Consider the following 18,321-nt stretch of genomic DNA (forward strand, 5'->3'; position numbering starts at 1 on the left):
GTTTTTTTATACAGTGATTAATTATGAAGTTTATTCCCATTACAGCAAGTGCAGGAATTACCGGCTTTGAAAGTCCTGCCAGTGATTATCTACAACTTCCTCTCAGTCTCGATGCGTTGCTCATCGAGCATCCAAGCGCTACCTTTATTGGCAAAGCGTATGGTCATTCTATGCAGGGTGTTGGTATTTTTAGTGGTGATGTCTTGATTGTTGACCGCCATGTCACAGCAAAAGATGCCGATGTCATTGTTGCCAACCTGAATGGTGAATTTATTTGTAAAATTATCAATATAAAAGAGCGTCTTTTACTCTCTGCAAACAAACAATATAAAACAATTCCAATTAATGAAAATGACCAATTTACGATTGAAGGGGTGGTTATCCGCTCTATCCGCTGTCACCGTCCTAGCCAGCTTTTAGAGGCGCATATTTAGTGTTTGCTTTAATTGATGCCAATTCATTTTACTGTAGTGCAGAGCAAGTCTTTAGGCCTGAATGGCGAGGTAAGCCCATTATTGTTTTATCTAATAACGACGGCTGTATTGTTGCTGCGAATAAACAAGCACTCGCATTAGGCATCAAAAAATTTCAACCATTTTTTAAAGTACAACGATTTTGTGAGCAAGCCGGCATCATTGTTTGCTCTTCTAATTACGAGCTTTATGCTGATTTATCCCACAAAATGATGCAAGTCATTGCTCGGTTTGGCCCTGAGCAATATATCTACTCGATTGATGAATCTTTCTTAAATTTTAATGGTTGTAATCAGGCCATCCCAGATTTAGCCCTACATGCTCAAAAAATACGTCTTGCTGTTTGGAAAGAAACGCGTTTACCTGTTTGTGTTGGTATTGGGAAAACACTTACCTTAGCAAAGGTCGCTAATCACGTTGCTAAAAAATGGCCCGGATTTAATGGTGTTTGTGTATTTGATGACAATGCATTTAAACAAGAAGTGTTTGAACAACTATCGCCTAGCGATGTATGGGGTATTGGTAAAAAAACGAATGAAAAACTAAAGCAAAATGGTGTTGTAAACGTTCGCCAGTTAAGTGAGTTGAATATAAAAAACCTACCTGTTGGTTTTAATGTGGAATTAGACAGAACGATTCAAGAGTTGAATGGTACGGCTTGCAAATTATGGGATAGCGTCAGAGCCGACAAACTACAAATATTCTCTACAAGAAGTTTAGGAGCGCGAATCACAAGTATTGAATCTCTAAACCAAGCATTAGCAAAGCATGCGAGTATCGCCGCTGAAAAAGCCAGAAAGCAAGGTTCATTATGCGGTACGTTATTAGTCTTTGCGGCGAATAGTCCCTTTGATGACAATCCATGTAGCTATAAATTTTTACATCATTTTAATCCTGCTACTAATGATACTACTCATTTTCTTAAAGCAATAAGTGATTATATTTACCTTATTTTTAATCCAAGCATTGCTTATTATAAAATAGGCGTTGGGTTACTCAATTTAAGCAGTGAAACACATCAGCAGTGGGATTTATTTAATCCCCCACATGGAAATGCGCCATTAATGAATGTGCTTGATAATATTAATCAACGCTATGGCACTAATAGCGCATTTTTTATAGCGCAAGGGATCGCTGAAAAATGGGCAATGCGTAGAAACCTGCTGACACCTCAATACACCACTAACTGGCATCACATTCCGTATATTTCTTGTTAAAATAATTACCAATAAAGGTCATGCATAACATGAGATTTTTTCAAAGCAGATAAAAAAAGATTTTTAATACTTCTTCGTTAATATTTATTATTGTTGAATATTATTCTGTGTGAAACTTAATAAAATTTTTCTAATAGTTTTTCTTCGGTAGTATAGATTGTTGCTTAATTAATATATTTAGTGTCCAGGCTTTGCCTGAAATGGCCTAATTTTAAATAAACTTTGCTGATTCAATAATAATTACCTAGGGTGTAAAAGGTTTGACACTTTTATGGGACCTCATGACCATGATTAGGTGTAAAAGGTTTGACACTTTTATGGGACCACATGAACATGATTAGGGTGTAAAAGGTTTGACACTTTCCTGGTGCAACATGCTAATAATTAGGATGTAAAAGATTTGACACTTTTATTAGAAGGCATACTCATTACTGGGTGTAAAAGATTTGACACTTTTCTGGGACCATATGAACATGATTAGGGTGTAAAAGGTTTGACACTTTTATGGGACCAGATGACCATGATTAGGTGTAAAAGGTTTGACACTTTTATTAGACGGAATACTCATTTCTGGGTGTAAAAGATTTGACACTTTTCTGGGACCATATGAACATGATTAGGTGTAAAAGGTTTGACCTGGTCAACTGAATTCGGTCACCCTAGTTAAGTTCGTTAAGCTACTTCTTTTAATGCTTTATCCATACGCTCAAATTCATTCGGACTTTGATAATTAATGTATGAATGCATTCGTTGGCTGTTGTACCACATCGTGATGTAATTCAAGACGTCTTGCTGAGCCGAATAACGTGTTTTGTAATTGCGCCAATGAACTCTCTCCTGCTTCAAGCTACCGAAAAAGCTTTCGGCTACTGCATTATCCCAGCAACATTCTTTTTTACTCATACTGCCTACAAACTTATGCAATCTCAGTATCCGTCTATATTGATGACTCGCATACTGAACGCCTTGGTCTGAGTGTATTATCAAGCCAGCTTTAGGTTTGCGTTGCCATATAGCCATGGTGAGCGCATCACAAACAAGCTGTGCTTTCATTCTGCTACCCATGCTCCAGCCAACAACTTTACGAGAGTACAAATCGATTACGACGGCTAAATACAACCATCCCTCAGAAGTCCATATGTACGTGATATCTTGTACCCATGCTTGATTCGGATGTTGAGCATCGAAATCCTGTTTGAGTTCATTATCATATACAGGCCTCTTGTGATCGCTATTCGTTGTTGCTTTATATTTCTTCTTATACCGCACCCAAACGTCTGCTTCTTTCATTAGTTGTGCTGTTTTCCTACGCCCAACGCCGAAATCAAGGGCATTTAATGCTTACTGAATACGTCTTTCTCCGTAGGTATTATCTAAACTCGGCAATATTCTTAACCCATCGCAGCATCTCTTGGTGATCTGTATTTACTGGTTTCAGAGACTTCCGCTTTTGATAACTGTAGTAATTATTGTTTTTCACACCCAACATGTGACACTTCAATATCACAGGCCAGATCTTCTTATTCTGGGCAATAAACGCGTATTTTACTTCGTTTCTTTGGCAAAGAAGACCGTCGCTTTTTTTAATATTTCACGTTCCATTTCCAAGCGTTTAACTTGTGCTTTTAGCTTGCGGATCTCTTCCTGCTCAGGTGTGAGCTTACCGTTTCCTCTGAATGCATGACCATCGTCATTTTCTGCTTCTTTTATCCAACGTCCCAGAATCTGAGGAGGAAGCTCTAAATTTCTAGCTGCTTCAGCAGTACTGTAATTTTGTTCCCTTACTAGCGCAATAGCATCAAGTTTGAATTCTTTTGAATAGGTTTGACGTGTTTTCATTTTAATCTCCAGTTGAATCAATTATGTCTTAACTGGGTTAGTCGTATCAATTAAACCACGTCAATTTGACACTTTCCTGGTGCAACATGCTAATAATTAGGGTGTAAAAGGTTTGACACTTTGCTGGTACCACATGACCATGATTAGGTGTAAAAGGTTTGACACTTTTTATTAGACGGCATGCTCATTACTGAGTGTAAAAGGTTTGACACTTTTATTAGATGGCATACTCATTACTGGGTGTAAAAGATTTGACACTTTTCAGAGACCATATGAACATGATTAGGGTGTAAAAGATTTGACACTTTTCAGAGACCATATGAACATGATTAGGGTGTAAAAGGTATGACACTTTCCTGGTGCAATATGCTAATAATTAGGTGTAAAAGGTTTGACACTTTTATGGGACCACATGAACATGATTAGGGTGTAAAAGGTTTGACACTTTTATGGGACCACATCAACATGATTAGGGTGTATAAGGTTTGACACTTTGCTGGTACAACATGACCATGATTAGGTGTAAAAGGTTTGACTCTTATTATATTCTACTTTGCGAAGCCAATTAGCATACTTTTATGTTCGTCGTTACTGCACTCGCAGTATTATTTGTAAATCAAAAACATGACCACCAAGTTACTAGGAGTGTCTGAAAATTCTTAACATTCTAGTTTGTCATCATATTGCTCATATATCTTTCGACATGCAATATAAATTGATTAGAACAGACACTCCTTTTCAGTTTATTGAATAATCTGTCTTAGATTTAAAATAAATAGATTGAGTTGAACTAGTTGTAAACACTGTCGGTAGTTGGGGTTTAAAATTAATTTCACAGTGGGAGAGAGTGGTGAAAAGTTGATTTCACTCTCGTTGGTTGCAGTATAAAAATGATTTCACAGTATAAGTGTGTGAATGATTAGCAATTGATCTGCCGGATATGGAAGTTAAACTGCCGGAAGTGGCAGTTGATCTGCCAATAACGGCAGTAAAATTATTAGTGTATTTTAACTGTTATAACCAAAAAACTACTTTAAGAGCATTTATCTCTTATATTAGTTATATAATAGTTATAATAATTACAATAGTTATAATAGTTATAATATATTTTTTTTGTTTTGTGAATTTTTAAATTTCGATCTTTTATAGATGATAAATCTAACCATCCATTGTTTACTAAACTATTTATAACTTTTTATGATTTTTAAAAGAAAATAAAGCATATCATATCTTGGTTTGGCAATATTTCTATGCAACATAATGGGTGTAGGAAGGAAACGTTCTAAGAGTATTTAGATCTCAAAAGCAGTAAATGGGTATATGACTTTAGAGCAGAAGGTTATCCTCGCGAGTCTTAAATTCGTATTTGGACTTTAATCTAAAACGTCAATTTGCATACTTTAGAATGTGAATTTTCAGTTTATCTTTCTAAATAATTCTAATAAAATTTTAAATTTGGCATGAAACTTCCTTTACCAGTTATATACATATTATAAATGAGCATTCTGTATATATGCACCTATTTGGCACAATTTAAGAGCTAAAAGCGTGCAAGATATAAGCCTCAAGTAAAAGTTCATTGGTAACGAAGCCTAAAATAAAGCTATGACACAGCTTTATTTTAGCCTTTTTTTTTAATTTTTTAAGGACATTTTTAGTCGCAAGAATTTTGAAATTAGGGCCGTTAGCAATATAAGTTTCAGCATTATGCCTGCTGAAACCTTAGGGCTCGTTGGATAAAGTAGTTATGGAAAATCAACAACCGGTAAAGCAATCATGAATTTAATTAATTTTGAAGGGAGTGTTAAATTATAACAATCAGAAATGAATGGTTTGTCAGGTTCGGCATTAAGAAATATACGTAAAAACATACAAATGATTTTTCAAGATCCTTATGCCTCATTGAATTCAAGAAAGCGGATAATTGATTTAATTACAGAGCCTTTATTATTACATAAAATAGTAACCAAAGATAAAGTCAGGCAACGTGTTTCAGAGTTGTTATTTCAAGTCGGTTTAGATGATAGTGCTTTAGACCGATATCCACATCAATTTTCGGGCGGCCAACGCCAACGCATTTCTATCGTTAGAGCAATCGCTTCTGAACCGAAAGTAATTATCGCTGATGAATCTGTATCTGCTTTAGATGTAACATTACAGGCTCAAATTTTAGAGTTATTGCAAGATTTACAAAAAACACTAGGTATTAGTTTTCTATTTATCTCACATTATATGGCTGTGATTGAACAAATATGCCACAGAGTTGCAGTAATGGACTGTGGGAAGATATTGGAAATGGGGCCTACTGAACAAGTTGTACAGTACCCGCGACATAGCTACACAAAAAGACTTATGCAAGCTGTACCTATAGCAAAACTAAATAGCAGACGTGATTTTAAGTCCTTATTAGACATTCATGAGTTAGTAAATCCGATTTATTGGAGTAATGCGAAGGAAGAGTTAACTAAATATGAAATTTTCAATAGAAACATGAAGTTGCAATTAATTAGCATTATTTCTGAAGCTGCTAACTAATCGCGTTGTAGCTAGTAGGAATGTGATGAAGTAAAAATATTTAAGTGGATATTGGAATGTATGTTTTCTGTAGGAACAAGTTATATGCTAATTATTACGGTCTAAATATCGATTTATTGGTGGGCAAAACTATAAAAGTACAACAGCGAATATAATCAATGAAGTTGGCTTATTTAAATCAAATGTTTATTTATGTAATATTCTTAGAAAAGTAGTTTGTTATTAACTGTACCTGATGTGTAAATTAAATTTAAACTTAATATAAATATAAAAAAAATTTCAATCAGTATTTTCTATATACCTATAAAATACAGTTACCTAATCATTGGCATAACTATAAGTTGTTGTTATAATTGGGTTTTTAATTTTATTCTTGTTGACTATGTAAAAAAACATGGGATTATATAGTTAATTTAAAGCTTTAAAGACTATTAAAGTTTGCAAGCTTTATTAACATTTAGAATAAGAATTCAAATATGGAACCAATACAAAAAATTAAAATACTTAGACTTAAAGATGCCTGTAATATGTTTGGGATTAGCAGATCTTGTTTTTATAAACGAATTGAAATCGGCATTTACCCTCCACCAATTTCACTTGGAGATCGAGCGGTTGGCTGGGTAGAAAGTGAATTACAAACAATTCTAAGAGGTTTAGTTTCTGGGAAAAACCATGATGTTCTTAAGAGCATAGTGTGCGACTTAATTGAGCAAAGACAGCTATTAATATAAAACTTTTTTCTAAAATATTTAATAAAATGAGTATTTTAAATGTTAAGCAACTAGCTATTATAATACTCATTATTTAGAAATTTATTGCAGTAGATAATTGATTTGCTTTTAACTTTTAATAAGAAAGATTAATCTAAAATTTATTAATTTACGTCTACACTCTAAGTGATCTCACATTTTCATCAAAACGCACAAACTTTGACGATAATGAACGAATGATTCGAATAAGCACTTTATTCGAATCAAAAACAAAGCTATTTTGATTCGAATAGAAAGTGTAAGTGATATTGACTTAAAAATAACTGGTGACATCCTTATTTTAATTGGTCAAAATTCACATTTAAATCTGTTCGGTTTTCTTCGGTTGCTCGTTACTTAGATGTTAAAGACTCCGCAATCAAAAAGGAATTTCCCGTAAAGCAATTGTATAGCGTCATTACTTATTGATATTATTTTACCAATGACTTATCTAAACATATTTTCAGTAGCTGTTTTATTACCTTTAATAGGAAAAATTATTATTAATGTTAGAAGATATATTAAAGTAGGTGGATAACATAATTGTTCAGTAAATATTGCCATTAGAAATGGCTGTTTTTATTGATGGTTCAGTGAAACATCTCTTCTTAATAATAATGGCACATACCTGGTTTGATATAGAATTGCATCCTTCCTGCTTCATAGACATAAAACACGACATGCTCCTTATATTTTTCTATTTTAGTAATAATTATAGCCATTATGCTTTGTTTTTGTATTGATCAAACTGAGGTATCCATACTTCAATTTGTAAGGTGTAAATATAATTTTTTGATACGTGAATTTGATTGTCGATTTAATTATATTTATAGTTTAAGCGCTTGCGTAATATGTGGCTGTGTGTTGCCACTTAGTTTCTGATGTTGGTTGTCATCTTGCAACTCTTAATGCTTGTAATCCCGTTATAGAGTTAAAACCATTAGATGCTTCTATAATATGGTTACTCCACCAGTTCATTACGACCTTGCGGCGTTCGAGGTAATCAGTGCGATTATAAGCGCTTCTTACTTTATCTTTATCTACATGTGATAGTGCAGCTTCAATGACGTCTACATCGAATCCTTGTTCATTTAAAGTCGTGCTAGCAAGTGCACGTAAGCCATGTGAAGTTTGCTGACCTTTAAATCCCATTCTTTCTAATGCTTTATTTGCTGTTTGGCTGCTGACATGTTTTTTGCGACTAGTATGGCCAGGAAAAACAAATTCACTTTCTGGTGTGATTGATTTTATTGTTTGCAGCAAAGCTAAAGTTTGAGCTGTAAGAGGGATCGTGTGCGGTCTTCCTTTTTTCATTCGTTCTTCTGGGATATTCCAAAGTTGATTATCTATATCAATTTCATCCCAACGTGTACCTGCAGCTTCAGAAGGGCGGGTCATTGTATGTAATTGCCATTCTATTAAGCAGCGAGTAATGAGTTTAATGCTAGCATAGTTTAAAGCGGTTAATAGTTTAGGTAACTCTTCAGGTTTTAGAGAAGCTTGATTAGTTACTTTGGGAGCTGCAAATGCTTTACCTATACCTGCTAATCTATTGTGTTCGATAATTCCCGTATTCACAGCAAAAGTCATGATCTCATTCAGATTACGACATATTCTCCCCACTGTTTCTAGTTTCCCTTCATTCGCTAAAGGTTGTAGTACTTTGATTGTTTGAGGAGCAGTTATTTCATTAATTGGGGATTTACCCATATAGGATAATAAGTATTTATCGAGGCGTTGTTTTAGTTTTCTGGCGGTTAATTCTTTAATACTTGTCTTTTTAACGGCATACCAATTATCAAACACAATTTGTAGAGTGTTATTTAACTTTGTTTGTTTAGATTGTAATTGTTCATCTCTATAATCTTTAGGGTCAATATCATCAACGAGAAGTTCTCGTGCTTCTATTGCTTTAGTTCTTGCTTTAGCCAGAGAAAGGGCAGGGTATTTGCCTAAAGTTAAATTAGCTCTTTTTTTGGTAATTGGTCGTTGATAATTAAAAATCCATACCTTTGTTCCAATCGGTTTTATTCGAAGCGCTAAACCATTGCCATCGTTAAGACTATATTCTTTTTCTTTAGGTTTTGATTTATCTACTTGCGTAGCATTAAGCGGGGTTGTTTTATTTGCCATTGTAACACGCTGAATCCTATTTTGTGTATGTGTTACATTGAGTGTTACATTAAAACGTGGATTCTACAAGATGGTAATAGACGTTCTGGGATTCCTTAAAGGCTAAAATAGCTGATTTTAGTGGCTTTAATAGGTGTTTGGGTACTTTACGGGACGTTATGAAACAAGAGAGTGGTGCTCGCTACTGGACTTGAACCAGTGACCTACGCCATGTCATGGCGGCACTCTACCAACTGAGTTAAGCGAGCTTATATAGAAGCTGTTGAAAGTGAAGTGATTTTGCTGCATATCGGTGACGCTGTCAATAAAACTTTGCTAACATTAGTTTGTTTGATGTATTTTTGTGCACTGTGGTGATTAAGTGCTTATTTATGCTCCGTTTTTTGTAGTTTTGCGGCTTCTTGTTTAGTGCGTTCAATCAATTTTGGTACTTCAGAAATAAGTTGTTCATAAAAACGGTTTAATTTTTTATAGAATACGGCCATTAATAATATGCCTGCGACGAACGCTAAGATAACTAACAGACCTAAAATAGATAAACCACGTTCTTGATAGTTTTGGATTAAACTTAATATACGGTCTTGCTCTAATGTCACACGTATATAACCAATCTTAGTGTCCTCAGAGTATAGTTCTGCAATATAGGGGATAACGCCTTCTGCCTCATCACTTTCTTTGTCGCCCAGCTTTAAGAGTAATGGCAGAGGTAAGGTTTCTTTTGATTGGTATATGATTTTGCCGAATTCATCATAAATGGTGGCATCTCTTACGATAGGGTCGCCGCTTAGGTCATCTATTAATAGTTGTAGATCTTTTTCTTTCTTTTGAGATAAGTAACGAGATGCTTCTGCTGCTGCTAAATTAGTTAAAGAATAAGAGAATTTTTCGGTTTGTTGATAACGCACAGCATTCGATTCATTTTGTAAGGTAATGAATTGATAAGCTATAACCGCAAATAATACGAGTATCGCTACTATTTGTAATGTACGTGTAAACCAAAAAAACTTATTACTCATATGCTTTACCTTCCAGTTATTCTATCTATGCTTGCATTATAAATTAGCAATCGCTATCTTGTGAGTCTTATTTTTATCACAGAATTTACAGCAATTAACCCATAGGCATACTACAGTGGAAACTACTATAGCACTTCAACTTCCTACAAACTCTCTTTCAATTATGCAATGGCATTCTGATTTACAATCAGAGTTTGACAATAATCATGCATTATTTTTAATTAATGATGAACTTGATATGGCATTTTTACCTGAATCTGAATTAGTGTTAATGGGTAAAGAATTGAACACAGACTTGTTAGTGGAATTAACTTTATTATTAGTTAATAACGACGTTACCCAAGTTAAATTAACACATTTAGGCTCTGTTGAAGGTGTTGATTTTATTAGATTATCTCTTAATGCGTCAGAAGCGAGCTTAAAAGATAACGTCAAGTTATTTGCTAGTGAAAAGGGGTGTGATATTGCATTAGTGGCTAAATTACCTGATTTTAATCTACCCGGTTTAGTGTTGTTGGATATGGATTCGACGCTTATTCAAATGGAGTGTATCGATGAGATCGCACGTCTATATGGTGTAGGAGAGCAAGTTTCTGCTGTGACAGCCGCTGCAATGCGTGGTGAGTTAGACTTTAATGAAAGTTTACGTACTCGTGTTGGGAAATTAGCCGGCGCTCCTGAAAGCTTGATTAAAGAAGTGGCGGATAATATGCCATTAATGCCTGGTTTAGTTGAGTTGGTTAAAGGCTTAAAAGCGGCTCATTGGAAAGTGGCTATTGCGTCTGGCGGGTTTACTTATTTTGCTAATAGATTAAAAGACGATCATGGGTTTGATGCGGCTTATGCAAATACGCTGGAGATCGTTGATAATACGTTAACAGGTCAAGTAACGGGTGAGATTGTTAATGCGGATGTTAAAGCCCGTACGTTAAAGGAATTAGCGACTCGTTATAACATTCCTATGTCACAAACGGTTGCTATTGGCGATGGGGCGAATGATTTGGTGATGATGGCGGCTTCTTCTCTTGGTATTGCTATTCATGCTAAGCCAATTGTGCAAGAGAAAGCATCTGTTGCATTAAATAACTTGGATTTAGACGGTGCGTTGTGTTTATTAAACGCGAGTTCAGTCTCTCATTAAAGTTAGTTAAGGTTAAACAAGGTGAACCACTTAGTCGTGTCAGCCTTGTTTAACCTTTTGCATTGATTGTCTGCTTTAACGGTTTATGTAAACTCTGTTTAAATGACTTAGCTAAGCTATTTATTTAAGCGACTAACTTAAGCTATCGAGCTGCCTAACTAACTAAGCTACCTAACTAAGTTATCTATCTAAATTGCCTATCTAAGCTATCTAACTAAGTTATCTATCTAAGTTACCTAGTTAAGAGTTCTACTTAAGTTAGTAATCTAAACGACTAACTTAAGTTATCCCCCTAATATTTGTTCGGTGCGATCCGTTATTTCAATGATGGCATTGATATTCAATATTTCATCTTCTATACGCTTACTTAGATGCATTGCATAACAAGAGATAACGTTTAATTCTGAACTGATCACTTTTAGGCTCGGGGCTTCTATCGGTGTTAGACGGTAATGTAGTATTTGTAATTGATTCAGTTTTTTATGTTTTATGACAAAGTCTCTTTTACTCTGTTGAGATTCAAAATCTTCATCTAAATAACTTTCAATTGACCATTTATTACTGTCGTTTTGTATCTTGTTAATATAAATAGTTCGCTCAAAATTGAGTGGTTCTTGTTGTGTGCAAGCCGCTCGAAGTGGGGCCGTTAACAACCTGTCTAATAGTTTGTTATTAGACAGGGCGATATGGTTATTTTGATTTTCATTTTTACACTCAAAGTTAAACAGTTGTTTCAACGTTTTAGCGTCTTCAGCGATTGACGAGAAACTGATTTTAGGTCGCCCATTTTGAGTCGATACATAAAAGAACGCTTGAGAGAGGGCTGATTCTGCCGCTTCATGTAACCGTGTTGTTACGGGCTGTTTGTGAGATTTGAGTGGGATCTCTTTAAAGTGTGTAGGGTTCTTGACGACTAACACTGAAAAGAACTGATACATGGTCATATAGCTTTCACGAGATGCTATTTGTAAATGATAAACACCTTTTGGACTAGATGAAATGACACGGTACTCTATATTCTTCAATGTAAATTGAGTTGATATTTTTTGTAGGTCAAGAAAATCGATGGTGACCAAACTACGTCTAGTTAACAGTTTAGGTGTATCAAGTTGTATTTTTAAACCTGAGTTAGAGAAATCAACAACTTTACCGGCTAAAGCGGCATCACTCGTGTGTAAGGTTATTGAACTGCTGTAACGGTAACGTTCCTCTTTACGCAGTTCTTCAGGGAATAAATCATAAACAGGTGTAAACCCTTCTTCTTTTTCGCGATGCACGTATTTGTTTAATAGGTTTGGATTACCTTTTTCTGAGCGTGTATCGATCTTTATTATTTCTTTGGTTGAGATTGACGTTAACGTTGCTAGATGCGTTATGTCATTAAAGATTTGTGGGCGTATATCTGTTAACTGGTAACTTTTAATAGCTTGGTATGTGTAGCTTTGCAATGTGAGGTGGTAACACCGCCAGTTTGCTTTGCTTCTGCCATATTCAATGAACAAATGTTTTAAATTATCTTGTTGCAATTCTTCTTCTGTCGCTGACAAGAGAAACTCTTCACCCTCACTAATATAGGTAAAGCTATAAACCGTTGTCACCAGTTTAGGTTTTGCGAAAGAGAGGAGTTTTTTGAGTCGCGATTCGCTGAATAAAAAAGGCAGTTGGTTGGTGTTTTCACAGCGCCAATCATTCAATATGTCTTTATTGACCGCATTTCTCAACATAAATAAAATGGGTTTATGACTATTGGCGTTAAGGTAAATAGGTAAGCTATTCATTGCCATTAATGTACTGTTTTTTAGCGACTTTTCACGAGCAAGGCGGAAATAATAAAGCACATCTAATTTATATTTATGTTGGTTCGCTCTGATGAATGATTTAATGAATTGAACAAACTCTGGTTTGTCGTCCTCAAGGTTTAGGTAAAGATAAAAGCCCGTTTTTTCTTGTTGTTGTTTGACTAAACGATAATTGATTTTTTGATCGACTATTGCTTTATCTTTATATTCATTACTGAGCGTTGTAAAACTAACTTGGATTAATTGACCATCTAAATGACTGCGTTGCTCTAGTAGTTTTATCTTTAAACCTGAAATAGAAATATTAGACGTGGTTGCTTGATATACAACACCATCTTCAAAGGTGACTTCTATTTTTGAAACAAAAAACATGCGTGCAGCTGTTTGTTTACGGTGATTATTTAATTGAATATTTTCAGTTATGTTTTGATTGATATCGGTGGTGATTTTTGGCGTTGCTTCGGTGCTTTGTTGTTGTTTTATTTTTTGCACATAACCTAAAACTTGCTCGTAAGCGCCAACGGTATATTCACCATATACCTTAATAGCTGTCGCTAATTCTTTATCAGCAGCGGTTGTAAGGTAGTGAGTTAAATTGAAGTAGGTATATTGTGCCGTTTTCTCAATGACTTTTTCACGTAGATCGATAATGCGTGTACAAGGCTTTGCAATACGACTTATTTCCATTTTAATTAAAAATTTATCACTATTACTCTCACCAAAAAAAACCTTATCAATCATGCTATTAAAATCAGCACTATTATAAAATGGTATTAAGGTTTCGATTTGTGATTGGTAATCCTTCACGTTCATAAATGGGAAAGTCTCATATTGTTGATAGAATATTGCCAGAGTGAATTAGCATAGTTTAGTTAAACCATTTTAAGTCCTACTGGCAATAAGTCACTTATTTATCTAGATTTTTTAGTCGTTTACCACATTAAATCATCGGGTATTGCGAACTCTGCATAAGGGTCGTCTTCATCGCTCTTAGACTCAACATCAGTTTGGTCGTGTAATGCAACTAACACTGACTCATCAATAGCGCGTAATTTCTCTGCGGCTTCTTTATTGATAAGATAAAATTCTTCGTTTAATACACAAATAGCAAAGGCGCCTTTGATTAGGCCTTTTTGAATTTCTGGTTTAACGGCAATACGCTTTACTTTATTGTCATAAGTAAAGTGATAGTCTAATTCACCTTGATAATTCTTTTCACAATGTTGGGCAATCATTTGTATTAATTTCCCATGTGCAGCGCGCTTCGCTAGCTCTTGTTGAGTTTGCTGGTTGTTTTCAAGGTCTTTCTGTTTTTGTTGTTCTGCTTTTGCTTGTACAGCAAGTTGTACGTCTGAGATGACAACGGTGCCTTTTTTCTTTTTTTGTTTTGCTTGGCGGCGTTTGTCTGTTTGTGCTTGCTTTGCTTTCTGTTTATTAACTAAACCTGAATTCATTAATTGATCTTGTAATGAAGCCATATTGAAACCCTTTAGTGATGATATATATAGGTTTTAGTTTATCACACTATATTATTCGAAATATCGACTTTGTTATTAAAATGGTTTAGATTAAAACTATGGGTATAGGATGTACACAACGATAAAAGGAGCTAACTATGTTAGAAAATCTACAAGTAAAGCAATTCATGACGGGTAAAAGTATCGCGTTTACGAAAGAGATGAATTTACAAACCGCAGTGGAAAAACTATTAGCCTCGAATTTGATTGGTGGTCCGGTTGTTAATGAGTCAGGGCATGTGGTTGGCTGGTTATCAGAGCAAGATTGTTTAGCTAAAATTATTGAAGCTAGCTACTACAGTGATCATTCTGCGCTAGTTGAAGATGTTATGTCTGATTCTCCTTTAAGTATTCCCTCTACACTTAGTATTGTTGATTTAGCACAAAAAATGATACACGAAAAACCAAAGATGTATCCGGTATTAGATGAAGATGATATTTATGTGGGATTAATCACGCGTAAAATGGTGTTAGGAGCAATAAAAACGCAGCTATAGTTTGTTGCCAATGTTATTAATGTTTATTAATGTTGTTAATAGCCCGCTGTTAATTATATCGCTTAAATAAATGTGCAACTTTTTGCACATTTTTTGTTTAAGTGATTGTTCATTTGTTCATTTGTTCATTTGTTCATTTGTTTATTTATGCGCCTGCTCATTTGTTCATTCAATATGTCGATATAGTCTTTTTGCCATTGTTTTTATTTTAGATCTCATTTAACGCTTGCTGACGATAAAACCTCAGCAGAAAAATTAAAGCAGGGTAATTTTTTGTTTATCCCAACAGCTTTTATCGATGACCATGTTACTTGTTTGTTTTAATTGTTGAATGAAGTTATCTCTTGTATTGGCGACCACGCCTAGGCTTGCTAAATGAGACGTCATCATTTGACAGTCAACGATTTGCCCTTGGTAAAAACTGAAATGTTTACATAAGGCTATGAAAGCTAATTTTGACGCATTAGTTTGTTGATGAAACATCGATTCGCCACAAAATACGCCACCCATGTTCACGCCATATAAACCACCGACCAATTCTTCTTTATTCCATATTTCGACTGAGTGCGCAGCGCCTATTTGATGCAATGCGATATACGCTTTTTTTATTACTGGGCTTATCCATGTTTCTGATTGCGTTTTACGCGGTAGGGCACAAGCATCAATCACATCAGAAAATGCATGGTTGATAGTAATGGTTAAAGTAGTTTGACGGATAAACTTGGCCATACTTTTGCTTATATAGACTTCTTGAGGTTTGATCACCGCTCGCTCTATAGGGCTCCACCATAAAATAGGCTCTCCTTCAGAAAACCACGGAAAGATAGCTTGTTGATAAGCATTGAGTAAACGTGAAGTCGATAAGTCTCCCCCAATAGCCAGTAAACCTTCAGGATCATCCAATGCATTTATTGGGTCAGGAAAATATATATCATCGTTAGATAATACAAACAGTTTTTTTGACATAAGATCTCTAAAGTATTGTAACAATGAGTAATTTGGCTTTATTAGTAAGGTTTTTACAACGTTTTTCACGACATTGTTTACAATGCAAATTAACCACTAAGTGACGCTATTAAGCTGCGTTTTGTGCTTGTTTTATTCACAATAAGTCCAAATATAGTGAAAATAGTATAATCACGTACAGATAAAAGTAAATCATAACGGTTATCTGTTAATACTTTCTTAGATTCAAGTAGTAAGCGCTTAACTCAATTTAACTTAAATATAAGTTATCTTATCTTTAATTAGTGTGTTTAAATTTCTTTTTTTGTAATAAAAAGTGAAGTGAGTATTGATGAGCGATGTTAATTATGAAAATTTGTTTGAAGTTCTGAAACAAAAAGAAGACGTTAAAGGGAAGGTAACGATTATTTTAACCCCTGATTTAAGTATTCCAACGCAAGATTTGATGATTAGACACCGTATTAAATTTGATCATATTGTTAATTTTAAAGAAACGTCTGCGATGATTAATATGACAGCTGCAAAGAAAGGCGGCGCGACAGCTTTTTTTACATTAAATAACGAAGATAAAGCGGTTGTGTTCATTCAAAGTGAATTTATCCCATACCGTGCTGATTCTGATGTTCAGGTAATGAATGCCGCATATCGATATGTTTTTCTTATAAACGAATTGGCACATATCAGTGATGTTGAAAACAGCATCAATGTTGATAGAGAAACGGAAACAGGAGATTTATGTAAAGCTGAGGTTTACGCTAAGGTGTGTACGCTGAAACATCTTACGCTTAAAAAATACACTTATGCGCGAATGCTCTATGCCAATACGTTACTTAAAGTAGATGATGTTAACAATGATTATTGCTTGCAGGTTCAAAGAGAAGTAATGAAAAAATATCCGAAGAAAAAGTTAATTCAATGGTCAAAGCAGTCGAGTTAAAAAATATCAACCCTCACGAATTAAGGTGAGGGTTGATTTAGCGTTTTATGGCTATTTTTCTTTCACTATTTACTTCTCTGGGTACGTTAAATCTACTTCACCAGTGTATAACTGACGAGGACGACCGATTTTTTGGCCAGGTTGATCTAACATTTCTTTCCAGTGTGAAATCCAACCAACAGTACGTGATACAGCAAAGATTACTGTAAACATGGTACGTGGGATACCCATTGCACGTAAAACGATACCTGAGTAGAAATCTACATTAGGGTAAAGTTTTTTCTCGATGAAGTATGGGTCTTCAAGCGCAATACGCTCTAATTCCATTGCTACATCTAGAAGTGGATCGTCAATGTTTAATTCTTCAAGCACTTCATGACATGTTTTACGCATTACTGTTGCACGTGGATCATGGTTTTTGTAAACACGATGACCAAAGCCCATTAGACGGAACGGGTCATTTTTATCTTTCGCTTTTGCAACAAATTCTGGAATGCGATCAACAGAACCAATTTCTTCTAACATTTCTAAACATGCTTCATTAGCGCCGCCATGTGCAGGACCCCATAGAGAAGCAATACCCGCTGCAATACATGCAAATGGGTTAGCGCCAGATGAACCGGCTAAACGTACAGTAGACGTTGATGCATTTTGTTCATGGTCAGCATGAAGGATTAAAATTTTATCCATCGCGCTTTCTAAAACAGGGTTAACCACATATTCTTCACAAGGAATACCAAACATCATCTTCAAGAAGTTACCCGCATAAGATAATGTGTTATCTGGGTACATGAATGGTTGGCCTACAGAATATTTGTAACTCATTGCTGCAAGTGTTGGTACTTTTGAAATAAGACGAAATGCTGCTATTTCACGACACGATTCGTTAGAGATGTCTAATGAATCGTGGTAGAAAGCAGATAGTGCGCCAACAACACCAACCATGATAGCCATTGGGTGTGAATCACGACGGAATCCACGGTAAAAAGCAACAAGCTGTTCATGAAGCATTGTATGGTGAAGTACAGTATGTTTGAATTTTGCAAATTCTTCTGTGCTAGGTAATTGACCGTTTAATAACAGATAACAAACTTCTAAGTAATCTGACTTATCTGCTAATTCATCTATCGCATAGCCACGGTGTAATAAGATCCCTTTGTCACCGTCAATGTAAGTTATTGCTGACTCACATGAAGCTGTAGCAAGGAATCCAGGGTCGTAAGTGAAGTAACCAGTTTTACCTAAGCTACGAATATCAATTACATCATTACCAGCTGATCCTTGGTGGATAGGTAGTTCTACAGGATCTTGACCCGGTAAATGAAGTATTGCGACTTTATCCGACATTATTCTCTCCCTTGACTTAAAATTATTTATACTCTTTTTTTTGATGGCATATTTTTACAGTCTAACATTGACCTTGTCAAATTTAACATTTCAACTTTGAGAGCTGAAGTTGTTAACAATTAAAATTACCCTGAACTTGCATAAAGTACAATCAA

The 18,321-nt window shown here is 35.1% G+C and carries 13 protein-coding genes, 1 tRNA gene and 1 pseudogene; 7 read left to right on the forward strand and 8 right to left on the reverse strand.

Annotation, left to right across the window (positions count from 1 at the left end; genetic code table 11):
* The first annotated feature begins 23 nt into the window (after positions 1-23).
* Positions 24-434: a translesion error-prone DNA polymerase V autoproteolytic subunit gene (gene umuD, locus SP041_RS14600; RefSeq protein ID WP_025566087.1), complete on the forward strand. Its 411-nt coding sequence runs from the start codon at positions 24-26 to the stop codon at positions 432-434.
* Positions 434-1,690: a Y-family DNA polymerase gene (locus tag SP041_RS14605; protein WP_025566086.1), complete on the forward strand. Its 1,257-nt coding sequence runs from the start codon at positions 434-436 to the stop codon at positions 1,688-1,690. The genes umuD and SP041_RS14605 overlap by 1 nt, the downstream gene beginning before the upstream one ends.
* A 672-nt stretch (positions 1,691-2,362) precedes the next feature.
* Here SP041_RS14605 and SP041_RS14610 read toward each other — a convergent pair.
* Positions 2,363-3,529, reverse strand: a pseudogene (locus tag SP041_RS14610) (IS3 family transposase).
* A 1,824-nt stretch (positions 3,530-5,353) separates the two neighbouring features.
* Between SP041_RS14610 and SP041_RS14615 the strand changes: the two are divergent.
* Positions 5,354-6,064, forward strand: coding sequence for an ATP-binding cassette domain-containing protein (locus SP041_RS14615; protein WP_051368429.1), 711 nt, complete (start codon positions 5,354-5,356; stop codon positions 6,062-6,064).
* A gap of 476 nt (positions 6,065-6,540) precedes the next feature.
* On the forward strand, positions 6,541-6,795 hold the full coding sequence (locus SP041_RS14620; RefSeq protein WP_037048000.1) for an AlpA family phage regulatory protein: 255 nt from the start codon (positions 6,541-6,543) through the stop codon (positions 6,793-6,795).
* A gap of 909 nt (positions 6,796-7,704) precedes the next feature.
* On the opposite strand, the gene SP041_RS14625 is transcribed toward SP041_RS14620, so the two are convergent.
* The 3 genes from SP041_RS14625 to SP041_RS14635 all read right to left on the reverse strand — a co-directional run bounded on the left by SP041_RS14625 (position 7,705) and on the right by SP041_RS14635 (position 9,962).
* Positions 7,705-8,946 carry an integrase domain-containing protein gene (locus tag SP041_RS14625; RefSeq protein WP_025562944.1) on the reverse strand — a complete coding sequence of 414 codons (1,242 nt, stop codon included), beginning with the start codon at positions 8,944-8,946 and terminating at the stop codon, positions 7,705-7,707.
* A gap of 172 nt (positions 8,947-9,118) precedes the next feature.
* Positions 9,119-9,194: transfer RNA gene (locus tag SP041_RS14630), tRNA-Val, on the reverse strand.
* Between the two features lie 117 nt (positions 9,195-9,311).
* Positions 9,312-9,962 carry an AhpA/YtjB family protein gene (locus SP041_RS14635; protein ID WP_025562945.1) on the reverse strand — a complete coding sequence of 217 codons (651 nt, stop codon included), beginning with the start codon at positions 9,960-9,962 and terminating at the stop codon, positions 9,312-9,314.
* Between the two features lie 115 nt (positions 9,963-10,077).
* Between SP041_RS14635 and serB the strand changes: the two genes are divergently transcribed.
* Positions 10,078-11,103: a phosphoserine phosphatase SerB gene (gene serB / locus SP041_RS14640; RefSeq protein ID WP_025562946.1), complete on the forward strand. Its 1,026-nt coding sequence runs from the start codon at positions 10,078-10,080 to the stop codon at positions 11,101-11,103.
* A gap of 284 nt (positions 11,104-11,387) precedes the next feature.
* Here the strand turns inward: serB and SP041_RS14645 are convergent, their stop codons facing one another.
* Positions 11,388-13,715 (reverse strand): PilZ domain-containing protein, encoded by a 2,328-nt coding sequence (locus SP041_RS14645; RefSeq protein ID WP_025562947.1) that lies wholly within the window; start codon positions 13,713-13,715, stop codon positions 11,388-11,390.
* Positions 13,716-13,834: 119 nt separating this feature from the next.
* On the reverse strand, positions 13,835-14,380 hold the full coding sequence (locus SP041_RS14650; protein ID WP_025562948.1) for a DUF2058 domain-containing protein: 546 nt from the start codon (positions 14,378-14,380) through the stop codon (positions 13,835-13,837).
* Positions 14,381-14,517: 137 nt separating this feature from the next.
* On the opposite strand from SP041_RS14650, the gene SP041_RS14655 reads away from it, so the two are divergent.
* Entirely contained in the window at positions 14,518-14,916 is a 399-nt protein-coding gene (locus SP041_RS14655) for a CBS domain-containing protein (RefSeq protein ID WP_025562949.1), read from the forward strand.
* 255 nt (positions 14,917-15,171) lie between these two features.
* Here SP041_RS14655 and aat read toward each other — a convergent pair whose 3' ends face one another.
* Positions 15,172-15,882, reverse strand: a complete 711-nt coding sequence (gene aat / locus SP041_RS14660; protein ID WP_025562950.1) for a leucyl/phenylalanyl-tRNA--protein transferase — start codon at positions 15,880-15,882, stop codon at positions 15,172-15,174.
* A 331-nt stretch (positions 15,883-16,213) separates the two neighbouring features.
* On the opposite strand from aat, the gene SP041_RS14665 reads away from it, so the two are divergent.
* On the forward strand, positions 16,214-16,819 hold the full coding sequence (locus SP041_RS14665) for a hypothetical protein (protein ID WP_025562951.1): 606 nt from the start codon (positions 16,214-16,216) through the stop codon (positions 16,817-16,819).
* Between the two features lie 69 nt (positions 16,820-16,888).
* Here SP041_RS14665 and gltA read toward each other — a convergent pair whose 3' ends face one another.
* A complete protein-coding gene (gene gltA / locus SP041_RS14670; RefSeq protein ID WP_025562952.1) occupies positions 16,889-18,166 on the reverse strand; it encodes a citrate synthase in 1,278 nt (425 codons plus the stop codon).
* Positions 18,167-18,321 lie beyond the last annotated feature (155 nt).

This window comes from Psychromonas sp. SP041, assembly GCF_000470315.2.
GTDB lineage: Bacteria > Pseudomonadota > Gammaproteobacteria > Enterobacterales > Psychromonadaceae > Psychromonas.

Coding starts and splice junctions, on each gene's coding strand:
- umuD (WP_025566087.1), top strand. CDS start 24: ATGAAGTTTATTCCCATTACAGCAAGTGCAGGAATTACCGGCTTTGAA.
- SP041_RS14615 (WP_051368429.1), top strand. CDS start 5,354: ATGAATGGTTTGTCAGGTTCGGCATTAAGAAATATACGTAAAAACATA.
- SP041_RS14620 (WP_037048000.1), top strand. CDS start 6,541: ATGGAACCAATACAAAAAATTAAAATACTTAGACTTAAAGATGCCTGT.
- SP041_RS14625 (WP_025562944.1), bottom strand. CDS start 8,946: ATGGCAAATAAAACAACCCCGCTTAATGCTACGCAAGTAGATAAATCA.
- SP041_RS14635 (WP_025562945.1), bottom strand. CDS start 9,962: ATGAGTAATAAGTTTTTTTGGTTTACACGTACATTACAAATAGTAGCG.
- SP041_RS14645 (WP_025562947.1), bottom strand. CDS start 13,715: ATGAACGTGAAGGATTACCAATCACAAATCGAAACCTTAATACCATTT.
- SP041_RS14650 (WP_025562948.1), bottom strand. CDS start 14,380: ATGGCTTCATTACAAGATCAATTAATGAATTCAGGTTTAGTTAATAAA.
- SP041_RS14655 (WP_025562949.1), top strand. CDS start 14,518: ATGTTAGAAAATCTACAAGTAAAGCAATTCATGACGGGTAAAAGTATC.
- aat (WP_025562950.1), bottom strand. CDS start 15,882: ATGTCAAAAAAACTGTTTGTATTATCTAACGATGATATATATTTTCCT.
- SP041_RS14665 (WP_025562951.1), top strand. CDS start 16,214: ATGAGCGATGTTAATTATGAAAATTTGTTTGAAGTTCTGAAACAAAAA.
- gltA (WP_025562952.1), bottom strand. CDS start 18,166: ATGTCGGATAAAGTCGCAATACTTCATTTACCGGGTCAAGATCCTGTA.